This window comes from Micromonospora ferruginea, assembly GCF_013694245.2.
GTDB classification, from domain to species: domain Bacteria; phylum Actinomycetota; class Actinomycetes; order Mycobacteriales; family Micromonosporaceae; genus Micromonospora; species Micromonospora robiginosa.
In genome coordinates this window covers 6,510,771-6,530,320 of the sequence record NZ_CP059322.2, presented here as the reverse complement: position 1 = coordinate 6,530,320, position 19,550 = coordinate 6,510,771, and the positions used below count along the sequence as shown (strand labels likewise).

General features: G+C 73.2%; 16 protein-coding genes. 8 read left to right on the top strand and 8 right to left on the bottom strand.

Annotated features, from left to right (window positions below; genetic code table 11):
• Nucleotides 1-2: 2 nt before the first annotated feature.
• From H1D33_RS29515 to H1D33_RS29480, 8 genes are all read right to left on the bottom strand, one after another.
• On the bottom strand, nt 3-1,061 hold the full coding sequence (locus tag H1D33_RS29515) for a glycosyltransferase family 4 protein (protein ID WP_414685559.1): 1,059 nt from the start codon (nt 1,059-1,061) through the stop codon (nt 3-5).
• A 222-nt stretch (nt 1,062-1,283) separates the two neighbouring features.
• Entirely contained in the window at nt 1,284-2,807 is a 1,524-nt protein-coding gene (locus tag H1D33_RS29510) for a S1C family serine protease (protein ID WP_181570094.1), read from the bottom strand.
• Between the two features lie 62 nt (nt 2,808-2,869).
• Nucleotides 2,870-4,414: a sensor histidine kinase gene (locus tag H1D33_RS29505; RefSeq protein ID WP_181570095.1), complete on the bottom strand. Its 1,545-nt coding sequence runs from the start codon at nt 4,412-4,414 to the stop codon at nt 2,870-2,872.
• A complete protein-coding gene (locus tag H1D33_RS29500) occupies nt 4,411-5,112 on the bottom strand; it encodes a response regulator transcription factor (RefSeq protein WP_091068807.1) in 702 nt (233 codons plus the stop codon). Before H1D33_RS29500 ends, H1D33_RS29505 begins: the two co-directional genes overlap by 4 nt.
• Before the next feature lie 64 nt (nt 5,113-5,176).
• Nucleotides 5,177-5,803 carry a PadR family transcriptional regulator gene (locus H1D33_RS29495; protein ID WP_181570096.1) on the bottom strand — a complete coding sequence of 209 codons (627 nt, stop codon included), beginning with the start codon at nt 5,801-5,803 and terminating at the stop codon, nt 5,177-5,179.
• Nucleotides 5,800-6,639: a DUF4097 family beta strand repeat-containing protein gene (locus H1D33_RS29490; protein ID WP_181570097.1), complete on the bottom strand. Its 840-nt coding sequence runs from the start codon at nt 6,637-6,639 to the stop codon at nt 5,800-5,802. The genes H1D33_RS29495 and H1D33_RS29490 overlap by 4 nt, the downstream gene beginning before the upstream one ends.
• A gap of 174 nt (nt 6,640-6,813) precedes the next feature.
• On the bottom strand, nt 6,814-7,698 hold the full coding sequence (locus H1D33_RS29485) for a lysophospholipid acyltransferase family protein (RefSeq protein ID WP_307755280.1): 885 nt from the start codon (nt 7,696-7,698) through the stop codon (nt 6,814-6,816).
• Complete coding sequence (locus H1D33_RS29480; protein WP_181570098.1) at nt 7,695-8,471, bottom strand: GNAT family N-acetyltransferase; 777 nt, start codon at nt 8,469-8,471, stop codon at nt 7,695-7,697. The genes H1D33_RS29485 and H1D33_RS29480 overlap by 4 nt, the downstream gene beginning before the upstream one ends.
• 160 nt (nt 8,472-8,631) lie before the next feature.
• Here H1D33_RS29480 and H1D33_RS29475 point away from each other — a divergent pair, with 160 nt between their 5' ends.
• The 8 genes from H1D33_RS29475 to H1D33_RS29440 all read left to right on the top strand — a co-directional run bounded on the left by H1D33_RS29475 (nt 8,632) and on the right by H1D33_RS29440 (nt 19,546).
• Nucleotides 8,632-9,288, top strand: coding sequence for a hotdog family protein (locus H1D33_RS29475; RefSeq protein WP_181570099.1), 657 nt, complete (start codon nt 8,632-8,634; stop codon nt 9,286-9,288).
• Nucleotides 9,289-9,425: 137 nt separating this feature from the next.
• Nucleotides 9,426-10,367: an ABC transporter ATP-binding protein gene (locus H1D33_RS29470; protein ID WP_414685462.1), complete on the top strand. Its 942-nt coding sequence runs from the start codon at nt 9,426-9,428 to the stop codon at nt 10,365-10,367.
• Complete coding sequence (locus H1D33_RS29465; RefSeq protein ID WP_181570101.1) at nt 10,364-11,188, top strand: ABC transporter permease; 825 nt, start codon at nt 10,364-10,366, stop codon at nt 11,186-11,188. The genes H1D33_RS29470 and H1D33_RS29465 overlap by 4 nt, the downstream gene beginning before the upstream one ends.
• 258 nt (nt 11,189-11,446) lie before the next feature.
• Nucleotides 11,447-15,181 (top strand): multifunctional oxoglutarate decarboxylase/oxoglutarate dehydrogenase thiamine pyrophosphate-binding subunit/dihydrolipoyllysine-residue succinyltransferase subunit, encoded by a 3,735-nt coding sequence (locus tag H1D33_RS29460; protein ID WP_181570102.1) that lies wholly within the window; start codon nt 11,447-11,449, stop codon nt 15,179-15,181.
• A gap of 67 nt (nt 15,182-15,248) precedes the next feature.
• Complete coding sequence (locus H1D33_RS29455) at nt 15,249-15,428, top strand: DUF6104 family protein (protein ID WP_181570103.1); 180 nt, start codon at nt 15,249-15,251, stop codon at nt 15,426-15,428.
• A 47-nt stretch (nt 15,429-15,475) separates the two neighbouring features.
• Nucleotides 15,476-16,363, top strand: coding sequence for a hypothetical protein (locus H1D33_RS29450; protein ID WP_307755279.1), 888 nt, complete (start codon nt 15,476-15,478; stop codon nt 16,361-16,363).
• A gap of 9 nt (nt 16,364-16,372) precedes the next feature.
• The gene (gene pta / locus H1D33_RS29445; protein ID WP_181570105.1) at nt 16,373-18,436 is read left to right on the top strand and encodes a phosphate acetyltransferase; all 2,064 of its coding nucleotides are present in this window, start codon (nt 16,373-16,375) and stop codon (nt 18,434-18,436) included.
• Nucleotides 18,437-19,546 (top strand): acetate/propionate family kinase, encoded by a 1,110-nt coding sequence (locus H1D33_RS29440; protein ID WP_181570106.1) that lies wholly within the window; start codon nt 18,437-18,439, stop codon nt 19,544-19,546.
• Nucleotides 19,547-19,550 lie beyond the last annotated feature (4 nt).

The following is a 19,550-nucleotide window of genomic DNA, read 5'->3' as shown; positions in this document are numbered from 1 at the left end:
GGTCAACCGGCGAGCGGGACGGCCGCCCGGGGACCGTCCGCCGTCGCCCGGCCGGCCAGGAACTCCCGGTAGACCGCCTCGTGGTCGGCGGCCATCCGCTCCACCGAGAAGTTCTCCGCCACGTGCGCGACGCAGTCCGCCGGGTCCAGGTCGGCCGCCGCGCGCAACGCCGCCGGCAACTCGTCGGCGTGGTCGCAGACCAGTCCGGTGATCCCGGGACGGACCAGTTCGGGCACCGCCCCGCGGCGCAGCGCCACCACCGGTGTGCCGGTCGCCATGGCCTCCACCATCACCATGCCGAACGGCTCCGCCCACTGGATCGGCATGACCAGGCAGCGGGCGTCGAGCAGCAGCCGCAGCACGGTGTCGCGGTCCGCGTTCACCACCAGGTTGACGTCGTCGCCCAGCAGCGGCTCCACCACCTGTTCGAGATAACGGCGCTCGGCCGGCTCGTGGCACTTGCCCGCCAGGGTGAGCGGCAGCCCGGCCGCGCGGCAGGCCCGGATCGCCACGTCGGGGCCCTTGTCCGGGCTGAACCGGGCCAGCCAGAGCACCGGGCCGGTGCCCGGTGCCCGCTTGCGCGGGAAGTCCCGCAGCGGCATCGCGTTGTGCACCGTGCCGACCCACGGCAGCCCGGGGTTGGCCCGGCGCTGGGCGTGCGAGATCGCGATCAGGCCGACCCCTCGGTCGGTGTTGCTGAGCACGGTGCCGTACTCGCCGACCGGGTTGCCGTGCACCGTGGCCACGGTGGGCACCCGACGCCGGCCGGCCACCAGCGGGCCGATGGTGCTGTGGTCGTGCACCAGGTCGAAGTCCGCCGGGTCGACCAGCCGGTCCACGTGGGCCAGGTGGGCCAGTTCGGGCAGCGACTCGCCCATCCGGTCGTACTGCAGCTCGGCGCAGGTGGAGACGAACTCGGCGGCGGTGCCGTGCTCGGTGCCGGCGCCGAACAGCGTCACCGCGTGGCCGCGGTCGATCAGCGCGTCGACCAGCCCGGCCACCAGGGTCTCCAGGCCGCCGTAGCCGGGCGGCGGCACGGACAGCCACGGCGGGACCACCATCGCGATCCGGAGGGGCCCGGCTCGCACGTGCTCCGGCGGCGGCTGGTTCACGGCCACGAGTCCCTCCCCGCTGGTCCCCCGGCGTACCCGATCGGCGACGGGTTCCCGAGGCGGCCCGCGGTAAACGGCGGTGCGGTCAGGGACGAAGAGGGGCGGCGGGCGGCGGAGCCAACCCCCTTGGCTCCGTCGCCCGCCGCCCGGGAGGGAGGCAGGTCTTGAGGACTATGACGTCTCGGAGAGCGTCACGGTTGCCTTCTCGTCGGATCCGTTTCGCTTGAACTGGATCTCGACCCGGTCGCCGACCTTGCCGGCCTGCACGGCGCCGACCAGATCGTTGGAGTCGTTGATCGCCTTGTCGCCGAACTTGGTGATCACGTCGCCTCGCTGGATGCCGGCCTTCTCGGCGGCGCTACCCGGGGTGACCGCGGCGACCAGCGCGCCGCCGTCCTCGGCCGCGTTCACGCTGACCCCGAGCGACGGGTGGCTGATCTTCTCGCCGCGCTGGAGCTTCTCCGCCACGTCCTTGGCCTTGTTGCTCGGGATGGCGAAGCCGACCCCGATGTTGCCGTTGCTGCCCTGCCCGGCGGTGGCGATCGCGGTGTTGATGCCGATCACCTCGCCCCGGGTGTTGACCAGCGCGCCGCCGGAGTTGCCCGGGTTGATCGGGGCGTCGGTCTGCAGCAGGCCGGAGATCGAGCTGGCGCCCTGCGGGCTCTGCTGCTGCTGACCGCCCTCACCGGCGGAGATGGTGCGGTCGCGGGCGCTGAGGATGCCGGCGGTCACCGAGCCCTGCAGGCCGAGCGGGCTGCCCAGCGCGAGCACCTGGTCGCCGACCTGCATGCCGTCGCTGTCGCCGAACTTCGCCGGCTTGAGGTCGCTCACGCCGCTGGCCCGGACCACCGCGAGGTCGGTCTTCGGGTCGGTCCCGACGATCTTCGCGGAGGCGGTCTTGCCGTCGGCGAAGACCACCTTCACCGTGTCGCCGCTGGCGGAGGCGACCACGTGGTTGTTGGTCAGCACGAACCCGTCGGCGCTGAGGATCACCCCGGAGCCCTCACCGCTGTCCGTCATGATCGTGACGATGCTGTCCTGGACGGAAGCCGCGATCTTGGGCAGGTCGGCGCTGTTGATCACCGGGGCGGCCGAGAAGGTGCGGGTGACCCCGCCGCCCTCGTCGAGGGCCAGCGCCAGCGCGCCACCGGCCACGCCGGAGCCGAGCATCAGGGCCAGCGCCAGCGCGCCCGCGCCGACGAACTTGCCGGCCCGGCTCGGCCGCGCCGGCTGGGGCTGGCCCCACGGCGGGACCGGCTGCCCGGCCTGGTGCTGCTGGTGCTGCTGGTAGGGCTGGTGCCCGGGCTGCGCCTGGTAGGTCGGCACCGGTCCGCCGGGCTGCTGCGGGTAGCCGGTGCCGCCCTGCTGGGCCCAGCCGCCGTGCTGCTGCTGCCCGTACCACGGGTGCGGCTGCTGCCCGGCGGTCGGGTACTGCGGGGCGTACGGGCTGGCCGGGGTCGCGGCCGGCGGGCCGTACGGGCCGGCCGGCGCGCCGGACGCGGGCGCGTACGGGTGGGTCGGGTTCTCGGCGGGGGCGGTGGTTCCGGCGGCCGGGGAGTCGGCCGGAACCGGCCCGGCGGCCGGGGTGGAGTCCGATGTCCCGCTCTGGACGCGGGGCAGCTCGGCGGTGTGGTGCGACGGCTCGGCGTCGGCGGGTGCCGGCGACCGCTGCGGCTCGGTCTCGTGGTCGGTCATGCCTACAGCTTTCCCCGTGGCACTGTCACCAGCCTGGAATCCGCCTGAATGTTTTCTGTAAGTCACTCGCCGGGCTCGCCCGCCTCCGGCAGCAGCGGCAGCTTCACCCGGAACGTCGCCCCGCCACCCGGCGTCTGGACCGCCTCCACCGCGCCGTGGTGCGCCGCCACCAGCGCGGCGACGATGGCCAGGCCGAGACCGGTGCTGGTCGGCCCGCCGGCCCGGCGGGTCCGGGCGGCGTCCACCCGGTAGAACCGCTCGAAGACCCGCTCGGCCTGCTCCGGGGTGAGACCCGGACCGGTGTCGGCCACCTCCACCACGGCCAGGTTCCCCGGCTCCGCCCGCAGCCGCAGCGTGACCGCGGCGTCCGACGGGGTGTGGGTGAGCGCGTTGGTCATCAGGTTGCCGATCACCTGCCGCAGCCGGGCGTCGTCACCGAGCACCACCAGCGGGCCCGCGCCCGGTTCCCGCTCCAGCTCGATCCGCCGGTCCGGGTCGACCACCCGGGCCGCCTCCACCGCGTCGGACGCCAGCACCGGCAGCTCCACCGGGGCCAACGCGATCGGCCGTTCCCGGTCCATCCGCGCCAACAACAACAGGTCCTCGACCAGCAGCCCCATCCGGGACGCCTCGTCCTCGATGCGGCGCAGCAGGTCGGCGGTCTGCTCGGGGGCCCGCGCCGCGCCCTGCCGGTACAGCTCGGCGAAGCCACGGATCGTGGTCAGCGGCGTCCGCAGCTCGTGCGAGGCGTCCGCGATGAACTGCCGCATCCGCTCCTCGGAGCGGCGGGCCCGCGCCTCGGACGCCTGCGCCAGCGCGGCGGCGTCCCGGGCGCCCGTCTCGGCGCTGCGGGCCGCCGCCTCGGAGGCGGCCCGCGCGGTGAACGCGGCCTCGATCTGCGCCAGCATCGCGTTCAGCGCCCGGGAGAGCCGGCCCAGCTCGGAGGTCGGGCAGGCCCGCCCCTCCTCCGGGTCGGGCACCCGCCGGGTCAGGTCGCCGCCGGCGATGGCCGCCGCGGTCCGCTCGATCTCCACCAGCGGCTTCAGGCTGGTACGCACGATGCCCGCGCCCACCGACGCCAGGATGATCAGCACCGCCCCGCCGGCGAGCAGGTCGATCCAGAGCAGTTGCCGCACGGATAGGTCGACCTCGGTGAGGTTCTGCCCGATCACCCGGTACGAGTCCTGGCTGTCCTGCCGGACCATCAACCGCCAGCGGACCCGCTTGTCCGCCCCGCTCTCGGTGAACGCCTCGCCGTTGGCGTGCTCGTCGTACCAGCTCTGGTCGTTCAGCCCGGCCGGCAGGTCCTGGGGGCTCAGCCGCTGGTCGGCCGCGGAGAAGCCGGACTGGTCGTTGCGACTCCACTGGGCCACGAGGTAGTCGGTCGGGAACCTGCTGTTGGTCCCCCCGCTGATGCTCACCCCCCGGTCGAGCTGGTCGTCCAGCTCCCCGTCGATGCGGTCCACGAGGTAGTTGTGCAGGAAGTAGGCGGTCGAGACGCTGATCACCAGCAACGCGCCGGCCACCAGCGCCAGCACGGCGGTGACCAGCTTGAGCCGCAGCGGGATGCCGCGTACCCAGCCCTTCGCGTCGTGGACGAGGTTCACGCCGCCGGCTTGCGCAGCACGTAGCCGACCCCACGCAGGGTGTGGATGAGTCGGGGCTGGGTGTTGTCGACCTTGCGCCGCAGGTAGGAGATGTAGGACTCGACGATGTTGTCGTCACCGCGGAAGTCGTAGTTCCACACGTGGTCGAGGATCTGCGCCTTGCTGAGCACCCGGTTGGCGTTGAGCATCAGGTAGCGCAGCAGCTTGAACTCGGTCGGCGAGAGCTGCACCCGCTGGCCGGCCCGGTGCACCTCGTGGGTCTCCTCGTCCAGCTCCAGGTCGGCGAACGTGAGCCGGGACGGGGCCTGCTCGCCGGTCGCGGTGCGCCGCAGCACGGCCCGGATCCGGGCGGTCAGCTCCTCCAGGCTGAACGGCTTGGTGACGTAGTCGTCGCCGCCGAGGGTCAGCCCGCGGATCTTGTCGTCGGTGGCGTCCCGCGCGGTCAGGAACACCACCGGGGTACGCGTGCCGCCCTCGCGGAGCATCCGGATGACCTCGAAGCCGTCGAGGTCGGGCAGCATCACGTCGAGCACGACCAGGTCGGGCCGGTGGTCCTTGGCGGCGTGCAGCGCCGCGCTGCCGCTGGTCGCGGTGGCCACGTCGAACCCCGCGAAGCGCAGGCTCGCGGAGAGCAGTTCGAGGATGTTCGGGTCGTCCTCGACGACGAGCAGTCGGGCCTCGGTCTGGGTAGCCGCCATGGCTCCCATCATCCGTGCTCCGGCTGCGGTCGCGCTGGGCGGAAGCTGGAAACAAGCTGTGAGATCAGCGGAGCAGTCGGCGCAGCCCGTCGAGCGCGCCGTCGAGCAGCCGGATCGCGGTCCGGAGCTGGTTGTCGCTGAGCCGCCCGGCCCGCACCAGCGCGCCGACCTCGACGGTGAACGCGGCCAGCCGCTTGTCGAACTCGGCCAGCAGCGGCGACTCGGCAGCCCGGCCGCCGCCCCCGTTGCCGGCGGGCCGGACGGTCGGGGGCGGTGGCGACGTCCAGCGGCTCTGCCGGGTCTGCCGGGTCACCTCGCGCAGTTCCCGTTTCAGGTCGCGGGTGGAGCCGCGGACCTCGGTGCGGATCTCGCCGGCCAGCGCGGAGAGGTCCTCCACGGAGGCGCTGATGTCGGCCTCCAGCGTGCTCAACTCGTCGGCGCGCTGCCGCAGCTCGGCGCGCCCGGCCTCGGTGATCTCGTAGACCTTGCGCCCGCCCGCCGCGGTGTGGGTGACCAGCCGCTCCACCTCCAGCCGTTGCAGCCGGGGGTAGATGGTGCCGGCGCTGGGCGCGTAGAGCCCGAGGAAGCGCTCCTCCAGCAGGCGGATCAGCTCGTAGCCGTGCTTCGGTCCGTCGTCGAGGAGCTTGAGGAGGTAGAGCCGGAGCCGCCCGTGGCTGAACACGGCGGTCACGGCAGGTCCTCCAGGTCGTCGGCGTCCGTGACCGGGCGGGCCAGCAGCGCGATGCTGCCGGACGTCGCGGACGCCCAGAGCTTACCCGCGCCCGCGCCGAGCACCCCGTGGCTGTCCTTGACCGCGCCGAAGCCGTGCTGGCCGCCGCAGATCTGCGGGAAGCCGCTGGTGATCCGGCCGGAGGTGGTGTGCAGGTGGACGCTGAGGTCGCTGTCCTCCCGGACCCGGACGGTGATGCTGCCGGAGATGGCGCTGAGCCGGATCTCGCTGCCGCGCGGGTTGTCCAGGTCGCAGGTGATCGAGCCGGAGATCGCGTGGGCGCGGACCCGCTCGGGCGCGCTGTCGGCCAGGATCAGCTCGCCGGAGACCGTCTCCAGGTCGAGGTCGCCGCCGATGCCGAGCGCCTCCACCGGGCCGGAGACCACCTTGGCGCTGGTGCGCCCGCGCAGCCCCATCAGGGTGACCTGGCCGGACGTGACGTCGACCCGGGTGTCACGGCGCAGCCCGGAGGCGACCAGCGCGCCGTCGACCAGGTGCAGGTCGGCCAGCGCCTGGGCCGGCACGGCGACCGACACCTCGGCGCGGAACCGGCGGCGGAGCTGGCCCAGCCACCACAGCACGCCCGGCCAGCGGGGGAACGGCTCGTGCCGGATGCTGAGGTGCCCGTCGCGCAGCTCGACCACGAGCGGCCGGCGGCTGATCCGGGTGACGTCGACCCGCGCCGGGCCGTCCGTGCCGACCACGTTGAGCCGGCCGCTGACCAGCCGGACGTCCAGCCGGGTGACCGGCTCGTCCAGCGTGATCCGCCTGGGCCCGTCCACCGTCCAGCTCCCCATGGGTCCTCCCCTCGAACGACGCGCCGTCCCGACACGCCGAGCACGAGAGAAGCCTAACGCGATACATCGCGACTCATCAAGCCTGTATCGCGTTCCCGTCTCCCACCCCGCCGATCATGGACTTGTGGCACCTCCGATACACCCACCGAGCGGGCATTCCAGGCGCCACAACTCCTAGATCGACGGGGTGGAGTGGCGGGGCGAGGGGCGGGGGCGAGGGTGGGGGTGGATGGCGGACTCGGCGGTGCGGGCCAGGAGGCGGCGGTCGGCGTCGGCGGCGGGGTGCAGTGCGGCGGCCACGGTCACCACCACGGTCAGGTCCCGGGCGGCCAGCACCCGACGGACCGACGCCCAGAGCGTCTCCGCGCCGAGGAACGCGGGCAGCGTGCTCGGGTCGCCCGCGTACCGGTAGGCGACGGTCAGCGGCACCACCGGCGCGCCCGCGACCACCGCGGCCTCGAACATCGCCGGTCGGAAGCCACCGCCGGGGCGGCAGCCGAGCGCCGCGCCGCACCAGGTCGTCCCCTCCGGGAACACCGCCACCGGGTGCCCGGCGCGCAGCGCGTCGGCCACCCGGGCGACCGTGGCCGGCAGCTCACGGGGGCGGGACCGGTCCACGAAGACGGTGCCCGCCGCCGCGGCCAGCGCGCCCACCAGCGGCCAGCCCCGCACCTCCCGCTTGGCCAGCATCCGGGCCGGCGACACCGCGAGCACCGCGAGGACGTCCAGCCAGGAGACGTGGTTGGCGACCAGCAGCGCGCGGCGGCGCGGCGGCCGGCCCCGGACCACCAGCCGCACGCCGAGCGCGCGGAGCGTGCCGCGGGCCCAGCCGCGCAGCGCGGCCCGCCGGTCGGCCGCCGGCAGCACCGGCAGCAGCACGGCCAGGCCGACCCCGGCCACCAGCATTACGAGTACGCCGAGCAGCCGGCCGACGCGGCGCGGCGCGGACACGTCCGGGGCGGCCGGCGGCGGCAGGCACTCCGGCCCGCACCCGGAGGCGGGCCGCCACAGGCCGTCGCCGGCCAGGCTCGGGCGGACGGCGTCCACGAGCAGCGTCACGGTCCCACCTCGCCGAGGAAGTGCCGCAGGTGGCGCGGGTTCATCCGGTCCAGCGAGAACAGCACGTAGAAGTCGGCGCAGCCGAAGTCCGGGTCGTACGCCGGCTCGCCGGCGACCCAGGCGCCGAGCCGCAGGTAGCCGCGGAGCAGCGGCGGGACGAGCGCCCGGCGTGCGGCCGGGGTGAGCGGGGCCGCATCGACGGGCGGGGCCTCGGCGAACCACGGCCGGCGCGGGGTGACCCGCAGCGGCGGCGGCGCGAGGTGCCGGTCGGCGACCTGCGCCCACACCTCGGCGGCGGCGACACCGCGGTCGGCGACCGGCACCGAGGCGCAGCCGCCGAGCCAGCGCGAGCCGCGCAGGTGCAGGTAGCGGCAGATGCCGGCCCACATCAGGTTGATGACGGCGCCGGTGCGGTGGTCCGGGTGCACGCAGGAGCGGCCGGCCTCGACCAGGTCGTCGCGGAGCGGGGCCAGCGGGCGCAGGTCGAACTCACCGTCGGCGTAGCGCCGGTCGGTGCGACCCAGGGGCAGCAGCCGGTAGGTGCCGACCACCTCGCCGGTGTCCTCGCGGAGCACCACCAGGTGGTCGCAGTGCGCGTCGAACTCGTCGGTGTCGAGCCCGGCGGCGCCGGGCGGGAGGGTGGCGCCGAGTTCCCCGGCGAACACCTCGTGACGCAGGCGTTGCGCGGCCGCGACCACTGTCGGGTCGTCGGCGATCAGCAGGGTGTAACCGCTGGTCGTGATGGGTGCGCCAGCGGCGTGCAGAACGGCCATGGGTCCTGTGTAAGGGCCGCGGGTTGCCGCGCCCGGGGTGAGGGATGTCGATCCGGTGAACGCCGGTCGGCGGCGGCGTGCGGCACCAGGCCGGCGGGTGTGCGAGGCTGCCGGGCGACCACCGGCGACGGCGCCGGCGGAACCGAGCCCGGAGGTGCACGTGCTGGTCGAGGCCCGTTTCCACGGACCGGACGGCTCCGGCAACGGCGGCTGGAGCGCCGGGATCTTCGCCGCGCTGCTCGACGACCGGGGGCCGGTGGAGGTCACGTTGCGCCGGCCGCCGCCGCTGGACACCCCGCTGACCGCCGCCGACGGCGAGGTGCGCGACCCGCAGGGCCGGCTGGTCGCCGAGGTACGCCGGGTCGAGCCGGTCGAAGCGGTGGTGCCGCCGGTGGACCCGGCCACCGCCGAGGAGGCCGCGCGGGCGTACCCCGGTCTGGTGGACCACCCGTTCCCCCGCTGCTACGTCTGCGGCCCGGACCACCCGGACGGCCTGCGGATCTTTCCGGGCCGGCTGCCGGACGGGCGGACCGCCGCGCCGTTCCACGCGCCGGCCGAGGTGGTGCCCGCGACGGTCTGGGCGGCGCTGGACTGCCCGGGCGGGTGGGCGGTGCTCTCCGCCGGCCGGCCGTACGTGCTGGGACGGATCGCCGCGCAGGTCACCGCGCTGCCCCGGCCCGGCGACGCGTGCGTGGTGACCGGCCTCGCGGTGGGCGGCGAGGGGCGCCGGGCCGAGGTGCACACCAGCCTGTACGGGCCGGACGGCACGCTGCTGGGCCGGGCCCGCGCCACCTGGGTCGCGCTGCCGACCGGGTGATCTCCTCCCTGAGGAGGACGGCGCGTACGCATCGCGCCTGATTGACCCCCTTGCGCCGGGTTGGAAGGCTGTGCGGGGCGCCCCCGCAACGGCGCCCCCACCGGCGTGCGTCGAGCACGCCGGGGCAGGAGAGGAGAATGATGTCCGACGGGCAGCCACGCCCCAGTGCCGCGACCGGCCAGATCATCGTGTCCGGCTTGACCAAGCAGTACAAGAACGTCCGCGCGGTCGACAATCTGTCGTTCACCGTCGAGCCGGGCCGGGTCACCGGCTTCCTCGGCCCGAACGGCGCCGGTAAGACGACCACGCTGCGCATGTTGCTCAACCTGGTCACGCCGACCGCCGGCACGGCGACCATCGGCGGCCACCGGTACGCCGACCTGACCGACCCGCTGCGCACGGTGGGCGCGGTGCTGGAGGCGTCCAGCGCGCACAAGGGCCGCACCGGGATCAACCACCTGCGGGTGATCTGCGCGGCGGCCGGGCTGCCGAAGGAGCGGGCCGACGAGGCGCTCGCCCTGGTCGGGCTCTCCCCGGCGGCGAAGCGCAAGTTCAAGGGCTACTCGCTGGGCATGAAGCAGCGACTCGGGATCGCCGCCGCGATGCTCGGCAACCCGCAGGTGCTGATCCTGGACGAGCCGGCCAACGGCCTCGACCCGGAGGGCATCCGCTGGATGCGGGGCTTCCTCAAGGGGCTGGCCACCGAGGGCCGGACGGTGCTGGTCTCCAGCCACCTGCTCTCCGAGATGCAGTTGCTCGCCGACGACGTGGTGATCATCGCGGCCGGCAAGCTGGTCCGGCAGGGGCCGGTCGAGCAGGTGATGGGCTCGATGACGCACGGCGCCCGGGTGCGGGTGCGCACCCCGCAGGCGGACGAGCTGGCCGCGGCGCTGCGCGAGCAGTCCGCCACGGTGGATGCCGACCCGCACGGCGCGCTGCTGGTCAGCGGCGTGGACGCGCCGACCGTGGGCCGCATCGCGCTGGCCGGAAAGGTCGAGCTGCACGAGCTGACCACCGAACGTCCCGACCTCGAAGGGGTCTTCCTGGAGCTGACGGCCGGAAAGGCGGAGATCCGATGACGCTGGTCCGATCCGAACTGCTCAAGATCCGCACCACCAGCACCTGGTGGGTCTTCGGGCTGATCAGCCTGCCGCTGTGGGCGCTCGCGCTCGGCTTCAACTGGTTGCAGACCGACGCGCTGGCCAGCGGCAACGTGGGCGACGTGCCGGCCGACCAGGCCGACCAGATCCAGGCGGTGTCGAGCGCCGACAGCATCGCCGCCAACCTCTACACGAACGGCCAGTTCTTCGGGCTGCTCATCGTGATGCTGCTCGGCATCGTGGTGGTGACCAGCGAGTTCTTCCACCAGACGGTGACCACCACGTTCCTCACCGCGCCGCACCGCACCGCGGTGATGCTGGCCAAGCTGGTCGCGGCCGGCGTGTTGGCGCTGCTGTTCTGGATCGCCACCACGGTGCTCAACCTGATCTTCGCGCCGTTGATCCTGAACGCCACGGACGTCGGCTCGCACCTCGACAGCGGGGCGGTGTGGCGCGCGGTGGCCCTCAACGGGCTGGCGTACCTGCTCTGGTCGGTGCTCGGCGTCGGGCTCGGCGTGCTGATCCGCAGCCAGATCGGCGCGACCGTGACCGGCATCCTGCTCTACCTGGGCGGCACCATCGGCGCGGCCATCGCCATCGGGCTGCTCGCGCAGCGGTTCGGCGACTGGATCAACGAGCTGCAACTGCTGGTGCCGTCGCTGGCCTCCTCGCTGATGGTCAGCGGCGTCGACATCCCCGGCAACCCGCCGCGCTGGGCGGGCGCCGCGGTGCTGATCGGTTACGCGGTGGTGACCGGCGTGATCGGCGTGCTGACCATCCGGCGGCGCGACATCTCCTGAGCCACGCGCGACCCGGGCCCCGTCCGGTGACCCTGTGTCACCGGGCGGGGCCCGTCGTCGTCTAGCAGGAGTCGGCGGACCACGCAGCGTTTGCCGAACTTCTGGCATCTTCTGTGAAACGGGCCACCAGCCGGAGGCGAGAATGCCTGCGGCAATCGCACGGCGTAGCCTGGGATCCGTCTCCTGCGCTCCGGCGAACCGGGCGTGGGGGCCACCGCGTGACTATTCACAACCGCGTGAAAGAGGCGATTAGCGGCCGTGTCGACCCAGCAGACATCGCAGGAGAACCCACTGGCGGGTTTCGGCCCGAACGAGTGGATCGTCGAGGAGATGTACCAGCGCTACCTCGCCGACCCATCGAGCGTCGACTCGGCCTGGCACGACTTCTTCGCCGACTACCGGCCGGCGCCCGGCGCCGCCACCCCACGTCCGGAGAAGCCGGCCGCGCCGGCTGCCAAGCCTGAGCCGGCCGAGCAGCAGGAGGCGGTGGCCACGGTCACCGAGAAGCCCGCCGCCAAGGCCGCGCCGGCCAAGCCGGCCGAGAAGCCCGCCGCCAAGCCGGCGGCGAAGACCGCCGAGGCGGCCCCGGCGAAGAAGGCGGCCCCGGCCAAGCCGGCCGCCAAGGCGCCGGCCGCGAGCGCCGCCGGCACCACCCCGCTGCGCGGCGTGGCCGCCAAGATCGTCCAGAACATGGACGCCTCGCTCGCCGTGCCGACCGCCACCAGCGTGCGCGCGGTCCCGGCGAAGCTGCTGGTCGACAACCGCATCGTGATCAACAACCACCTGGCCCGGGGTCGCGGCGGCAAGGTCAGCTTCACCCACCTCATCGGCTACGCGATGGTGCGGGCGCTGATCGAGCACCCGGAGATGAACAACTCCTTCGCCGAGGTCGACGGCAAGCCGGCGATGCTCCGCCCGGAGCACGTCAACCTGGGCATCGCCATCGACCTGGCCAAGCCGGACGGCTCCCGCAACCTGGTCGTGCCGTCCATCAAGGCCTGCGAGCAGATGGACTTCCGGCAGTTCTGGCAGGCGTACGAGGACGTGGTCCGGCGCGCCCGCCGCAACGAGCTGACCATGGAGGACTACTCCGGCACCACCATCTCGCTGACCAACCCGGGCGGCATCGGCACGGTGCACTCGATCCCGCGCCTCATGCAGGGGCAGAGCGCCATCATCGGCGTCGGCGCGATGGAATACCCGGCGCCCTACCAGGGCATGAGCGAGGCCACCCTGGCCGAGAACGCGGTCAGCAAGGTGATCACGCTGACCAGCACGTACGACCACCGGATCATCCAGGGCGCGCAGTCCGGCGAGTTCCTCAAGGTCATGCACGAGCTGATGCTCGGCGAGCGCGGCTTCTACGACGAGATCTTCACCTCGCTGCGCATCCCGTACGAGCCGGTGCGCTGGATGCGCGACGTGGCCGTCGACAGCGAAGGCCAGATCAACAAGACCGCGCGGGTGCACGAGCTGATCCACGCGTACCGGGTGCGCGGTCACCTGATGGCCGACACCGACCCGCTCGAGTTCGAGATCCGCAAGCACCCCGACCTGGACGTGCTCCAGCACGGGCTGACCCTGTGGGACCTGGACCGGGTCTTCCCGGTCAACGGCTTCGCCGGCCAGCAGCGGATGAAGCTGCGCTCGATCCTCGGCGTGCTGCGCGACTCCTACTGCCGCCGGGTCGGCATCGAGTACATGCACATCCAGGACCCGGAGGAGCGGCGCTGGATCCAGGAGCGGGTCGAGCGCAAGTACGAGAAGCCCGGCTCCGACGAGCAGAAGCACGTGCTCAACCGCCTCAACGCCGCCGAGGCGTTCGAGACGTTCCTGCAGACGAAGTACGTCGGCCAGAAGCGCTTCTCGCTGGAGGGCGGCGAGTCGCTGATCCCGCTGCTCGGCGAGGTGCTGGAGTCCTCCGCCGAGGCCGGGCTGGACGAGGTCGTCATCGGCATGGCCCACCGGGGCCGGCTCAACGTGCTGGCCAACATCGTCGGCAAGCCGTACGAGAAGATCTTCTCCGAGTTCGAGGGGCACCTCGACCCGCGGTCCACGCAGGGCTCCGGCGACGTGAAGTACCACCTCGGCCAGAACGGCAAGTTCACCACCCCGGACGGCGAGCACGCGGTCAAGGTGTCGGTGGTGGCGAACCCGTCGCACCTGGAGGCGGTCGACCCGGTGCTGGAGGGCATCGTCCGGGCCAAGCAGGACCGGATCGACCTCAAGCTGGAGGGCTACACCGTGCTGCCGCTGGCGGTGCACGGTGACGCCGCCTTCGCCGGGCAGGGCGTGGTCGCCGAGACGCTCAACCTGTCCCAGCTCCGCGGCTACCGCACCGGCGGCACCGTGCACGTGGTGGTCAACAACCAGGTCGGCTTCACCACCGCCCCGGAATACAGCCGGTCCAGCCTCTACAGCACCGACGTGGCCCGGATGATCCAGGCGCCGATCTTCCACGTCAACGGCGACGACCCGGAGGCGGTCGTCCGGGTGGCCCGGCTCGCGTTCGAATACCGCCAGGCGTTCAACAAGGACGTCGTGATCGACCTGGTCTGCTACCGCCGGCGCGGGCACAACGAGGGCGACGACCCGTCGATGTCCAACCCCCAGATGTACAAGATCATCGACTCGAAGCGGTCGGTCCGCAAGCTCTACACCGAGGAGCTGATCGGGCGCGGTGACATCACCGTGGAGGACGCCGAGGAGCTGCTGCGCGACTACCAGGCCCAGCTCGAACGCGTCTTCAAGGCCACCCGCGACGCGGCCACCACGCCGCGCCAGCTCGGCCGCCCGAAGCGCGAGGAGGAGCCGGAGCCGCAGGTCGACACCGCCACCGACGCCTCCGTGGTCAAGGCCATCGGCGAGGCGCACGTCAACCTGCCCGAGGGCTTCACCCCGCACAAGCGCATCCAGCAGTTGCTGGAGCGGCGTCGGAAGATGTCCGTCGAGGGCAACATCGACTGGGGCTTCGGCGAGATCATCGCGTTCGGCGCGCTGCTGCACGACGGCGTCACCGTCCGGCTCGCCGGGCAGGACTCGCGCCGCGGCACGTTCGTCCAGCGGCACGCCTCGATCGTCGACGCCCGCACCGGCGACGACTACCTGCCGCTGAAGACGTTCACCGCCGACGGCGAGCGGTCCCGCTTCTTCGCCCACGACTCGCTGCTCTCCGAGTACGCCGCGATGGGCTTCGAGTACGGCTACTCGGTGGAGAACGTCAACGCGCTGGTGGCCTGGGAGGCCCAGTTCGGCGACTTCGTCAACGGCGCCCAGTCGGTGATCGACGAGTTCATCTCCTCCGGCGAGGTGAAGTGGGGCCAGCGCTCCGCGGTCACCCTGCTGCTGCCGCACGGCCACGAGGGCCAGGGGCCGGACCACACCTCCGGCCGCCCGGAGCGCTTCCTCCAGCTCTGCGCCGAGGACAACATGCGGGTGGCCATCCCGACCACCCCGGCGAACTACTTCCACCTGCTGCGCCGCCAGGCGCTGTCGCCCAAGCGCAAGCCGCTCGTGGTGTTCACGCCGAAGTCGCTGCTGCGGCACAAGCTGTGCGTGTCGCCGGTGGAGGACTTCACCACCGGCACGTTCCAGCCGGTGCTGGCCGACACCGGCGCCCCGGCGCCGGAGCAGGTGAAGCGGGTGCTGCTCTGCTCGGGCAAGGTCTACTACGACCTGTTCCAGGCCCGGCAGGAGCGGGGCGTCACCGACACCGTGATCGTCCGGATGGAGCAGCTCTACCCGCTCCCGGTGGAGGAGGTGCGGGCCGCGCTCGCGCAGTACCCGAACGCCGAGGACTTCGCCTGGGTCCAGGAGGAGCCGGCCAACCAGGGCGGCTGGTCGTTCGTCGCGCTCAACCTGCTGGAGCACCTGCCCGAGGTGCGGCTGCGTCGCATCTCCCGCCCGTCCGCCGCCGCCCCGGCGGTCGGGTCGGCGAAGATGCACGAGGTCGAGCAGAACGCGCTGATCGAGGCGGCTCTCCCCCGCCCGTGACACACCGCCGGCAGCGGCCCGTCCCGGCCACCGGGGCGGGCCGCTGCCGTAGAACGAGAGGACGACCGTGTACTTCACCGACCGTGGCATCGAGGAGCTGGTCGAGCGCCGGGGCGACGAGCAGGTCAGCCTGGAGTGGCTGGGCGAGCGCCTGCGCGACTTCGTGGACCTGAACCCGGAGTTCGAGACCCCGATCGAGCGGTTCGCCACCTGGCTGGCCCGCCTCGACGACCCCGACGACGAGTGACCCTTCGCATTTGACTAGTGCCGCTGCGTGACGTCCACTGTTGAGGTATGAACCCCGGGAGCCACAAACCGCCGCAGGACGCGGTGACGGTACGCCACCTGCGCCTCGGTGTCGGATCGGTCGGCCTCGCGCTGCCCGTCGTGCTGGTGGTCGGCCACATCGCCGCCACCCGGCGACTCACCCTGCTGGACTCGCTCAGCGGCTACTACCACTCCGAGATGCGGGACGCCTTCGTCGGCTCGATGTGCGCCGTTGGCGTCTTCCTGATCGGCTACCGCTACCGCCGGCCGGAGGACGTGCTCGGCACCGTGGCCGGCGTCCTGGCGGTCACCGTCGCCCTGTTCCCCACCACCACCGGCGCGCCGGTCCCCACCGTCGACGGGCTCGACCGTACCGTCGGCGTGGTGCACCAGGTCGCCGCCGCCGGCCTCTTCGCCCTGCTCGCGGTCTTCTGCCTGGTGCTGTTCACCCGCCCGGACACCGCCGGCGTTCCGCCGCGCCGCTCGGCGGTGCTCTTCTACCGGACCTGCGGTGGGCTGATCGTGCTGGCGATCTCGCTCGCCCTGGCCAGCACGCTGCTGCCCGAGGACGTCCGGCACACCGTCAAGCCGGTGCTGTGGTGCGAGACGCTCGCCGTGTTCGCGTTCGGCGCCGCCTGGGTGGCGAAGTCCGACGCCCTCCTCCGCGCCGCCGACCCCTCCCCTCCCCACCCCACCCACCCCCACTCCCGTCTAACCCCTGCCCGCCCGCCCCGCCCGCCCCGCCCGCCCGCCACGTCGATCTTGGAGTTGTGGTGCCTCGAATGTCCCGTTGACACCTCTTGTCAGGTGCCACAACTCCAAGATCGACGGGGAAAGGGGTGGGGACAACGAGCGCGGGAGAGCGCAGGAGGGCAGGGGCGAAGGACCCGGGCGGGGGTGGGGGCGATCTTGTAGCGTGGGGGCGTGGCGCGCAGCGTGTACCTGACCAGCGTGGGGTCGGGCGGAGGAAAGTCCACCCTGGCGCTCGGGCTGGCCGAGCTGCTGTCCCGACAGGTCGGGCGGATCGCCGCGTTCCGGCCGCTGGTCGCCGGCGACGGCAGTGACCCGATCCTGGCCCTGCTCACCGAGCGCTACCGGGTGGAGCTGCCGGTCGACGAGCTGCACGGCGCGACCTACGCCGAGGCCACCGAGCTGGTCGCGAACGGCCGGCGGGAGGAGCTGATCTCGCGGATCGTGGCCCGCTACCGGGAGGTGGAACGGCGCTGCCCCGCCGTCGTGGTGGTCGGCAGCGACTTCGCCGACGGCGACGGCGCCGGCCCCCGGGAGCTGGCCTTCAACGCCCGCCTCGCCACCGAGTTCGGCAGCGTCGTGGTGCCCGTGGTGGACGGGTTCGGGCAGTCGCCCGAGGCCGTCGCGGCGGCCGTGCGCGGCGCGTACCACGATCTGGCCGACCTGGGCGCGACGGTGGTCGCGGTGGTCGCCAACCGGGTGCCCGAGCCGACGGCGCTGCCCGAGCTGCCGGTCCCCGCGTACGCCATCCCGGAGGTGCCGACCGTGTCGGCGCCGACGGTGGCCGAGGTGGCGGCGGCGCTCGGCGCCACCAGGCTCGCCGGCGACCGGGCCGCGCTCGACCGCGACGTGCTCGACTACGTGGTCGGCGCCGCGCACGTGCCGACCCTGCTCGACCACCTCACCGACGGGGCACTGGTGATCACCCCGGGCGACCGGGCCGACCTGCTGGTGGCCGCCGGCGCCGCGCACGTGGCCGGGCAGGTCTCGCTGGCCGGGCTGGTGCTCACGCTCGGCGAACAGCCCGACCCGCGCGCCATGCGGCTGGTCGAGCGGATGAACACCGGGCTGGCCGTGCTCTCGGTGACCAGCGACAGCTACGACACGGTCGAGGCGTCCAGCCGGATCGAGGGCCGCCCCAGCACCGCCAACCCGCGCAAGGTGGAGGCCGCGCTCGGCGCGTTCGAACGGTGCGTGGACACCGACGACCTGGCCCGCCGGCTGCGGGTCACCCGCTCGGCGCGGGTCACGCCGCTGATGTTCGAGAACGACCTGATCGACCGGGCCCGGGCCCGGCGTCGCCGGCTGGTGCTGCCCGAGGGCGGCGAGGAGCGGATCCTGCGCGCGGCGGAGGTGCTGCTGCGCCGCGGCGTCGCCGACCTGACCCTGCTCGGCCGCCCCGACGAGGTCGCCCGGCGCACCCGGGAACTGGGCGTCGACCTGGGCGACGCGCAGGTGGTCGACCCGGCGACCAGCGAGTGGCGGGACGAGTTCGCCGAGGCGTACGCGAAGCTGCGCGCGCACCGCGGCGTGACGCCGGAGCTGGCGTACGACGTCGTGGCGCAACCCAACTACTTCGGCACCATGATGGTGCAGGCCGGACGCGCCGACGGGATGGTCTCCGGGGCCACCCACACCACGGCCGCCACCATCCGCCCGGCCTTCGAGATCATCCGCACCGTGCCCGGCGTCTCGGTCGCGTCGAGCGTCTTCTTCATGCTGCTCGCCGACCGGGTGCTGGTCTACGGCGACTGCGCGGTCAACCCGGACCCGGACGCCGCCCAGCTCGCCGACATCGCCATCTCGTCGGCCGACACCGCGGCCCGGTTCGGCATCGAGCCCCGGGTGGCCATGCTGTCGTACTCCACCGGCAGCTCCGGCGCCGGCGCGGACGTGGAGAAGGTCGCGGCGGCCACGAAGCTGGTCCGGGAACGCCGGCCGGAACTGCTGGTCGAGGGTCCGATCCAGTACGACGCGGCGATCGACCCGCAGGTCGCCGCCACCAAGCTGCCGGACAGCCCGGTGGCGGGACGGGCCACCGTGTTCATCTTCCCGGACCTGAACACCGGCAACAACACGTACAAGGCGGTGCAGCGCTCGGCCGGCGCGGTCGCGGTCGGCCCGGTCATGCAGGGCCTGCGCCGGCCGGTCAACGACCTGTCGAGGGGCGCCACCGTGCCGGACATCGTCAACACGGTGGCGATCACCGCCATCCAGGCCGCCGCGGAGGCGTCGTAGATGAGCCGCATCCTGGTCCTCAACACGGGATCCTCGTCGGTCAAGTACCGGCTCTACGACGGCGACGACGTCCTCGACAAGGGCACCGTGGAGCGGATCGGCGAGCCGGGCGGCGGACCGGCCGACCACGAGAGCGCGGTCCGGGAGATCATCGACCGGCTCGACCTCACCGGGCTGGCCGGCGTCGGGCACCGGGTGGTGCACGGGGGACGGCGGTTCAGCGCTCCGGTGCTGATCGACGACGCGGTGGTCACCGCGATCGAGGAGCTGGTCCCGCTCGCCCCGCTGCACAACCCGGCAAACCTGGCCGGCATCCGGGTGGCCCGGGAGGCGCTGCCGGACACCCCGCAGGTCGCGGTCTTCGACACCGCGTTCCACCACACGCTGCCCGAGGCCGCGGCCACCTACGCCATCGACCGGGCCACCGCCGAACGGTACGACGTGCGGCGGTACGGCTTCCACGGCACCTCACACGCGTACGTCTCGCGGCGGGCCGCCGAGCTGCTCGACCGGCCGTACGCGGAGCTGAACACCATCACGCTGCACCTGGGCAACGGGGCCAGCGCGTGCGCGGTGCGGGGCGGTCGCAGCGTCGCCACCTCGATGGGCATGTCCCCGCTGGAAGGCCTGGTCATGGGCACCCGCAGCGGCGACCTCGACCCGACCGTCATCTTCCACCTGCGCCGCGAGGGCGGGATGAGCGTGGACGAGATCGACGACCTGCTCAATCACCGCAGCGGCCTGCTCGGGCTCACCGGCGTCAACGACATGCGGGAGGTGCTGGCCCGGCGCGACTCCGGCGACCCGGCCGCGGCGCTGGCGTTCGACGTCTACTGCCGCCGGATCACCGGCTACGTGGGGGCGTACTACGCGCTGCTCGGGCGGGTCGACGCGGTCGCGTTCACCGCCGGGGTCGGCGAGCACGCCGCGGCGGTCCGGGCCGCGTCGCTGGCCGGGCTGGACCGGCTCGGCATCGCCGTCGACCCGGCCCGCAACGAGGGTACGGGCGACCGGGTCGTCTCCCCCGACGGCGCGGAGGTCACGGTGCTGGTGATCGGCACCGACGAGGAGCGGGAGATCGCCCGCGAGACCCGCGACGTGCTCGCCTGATCCG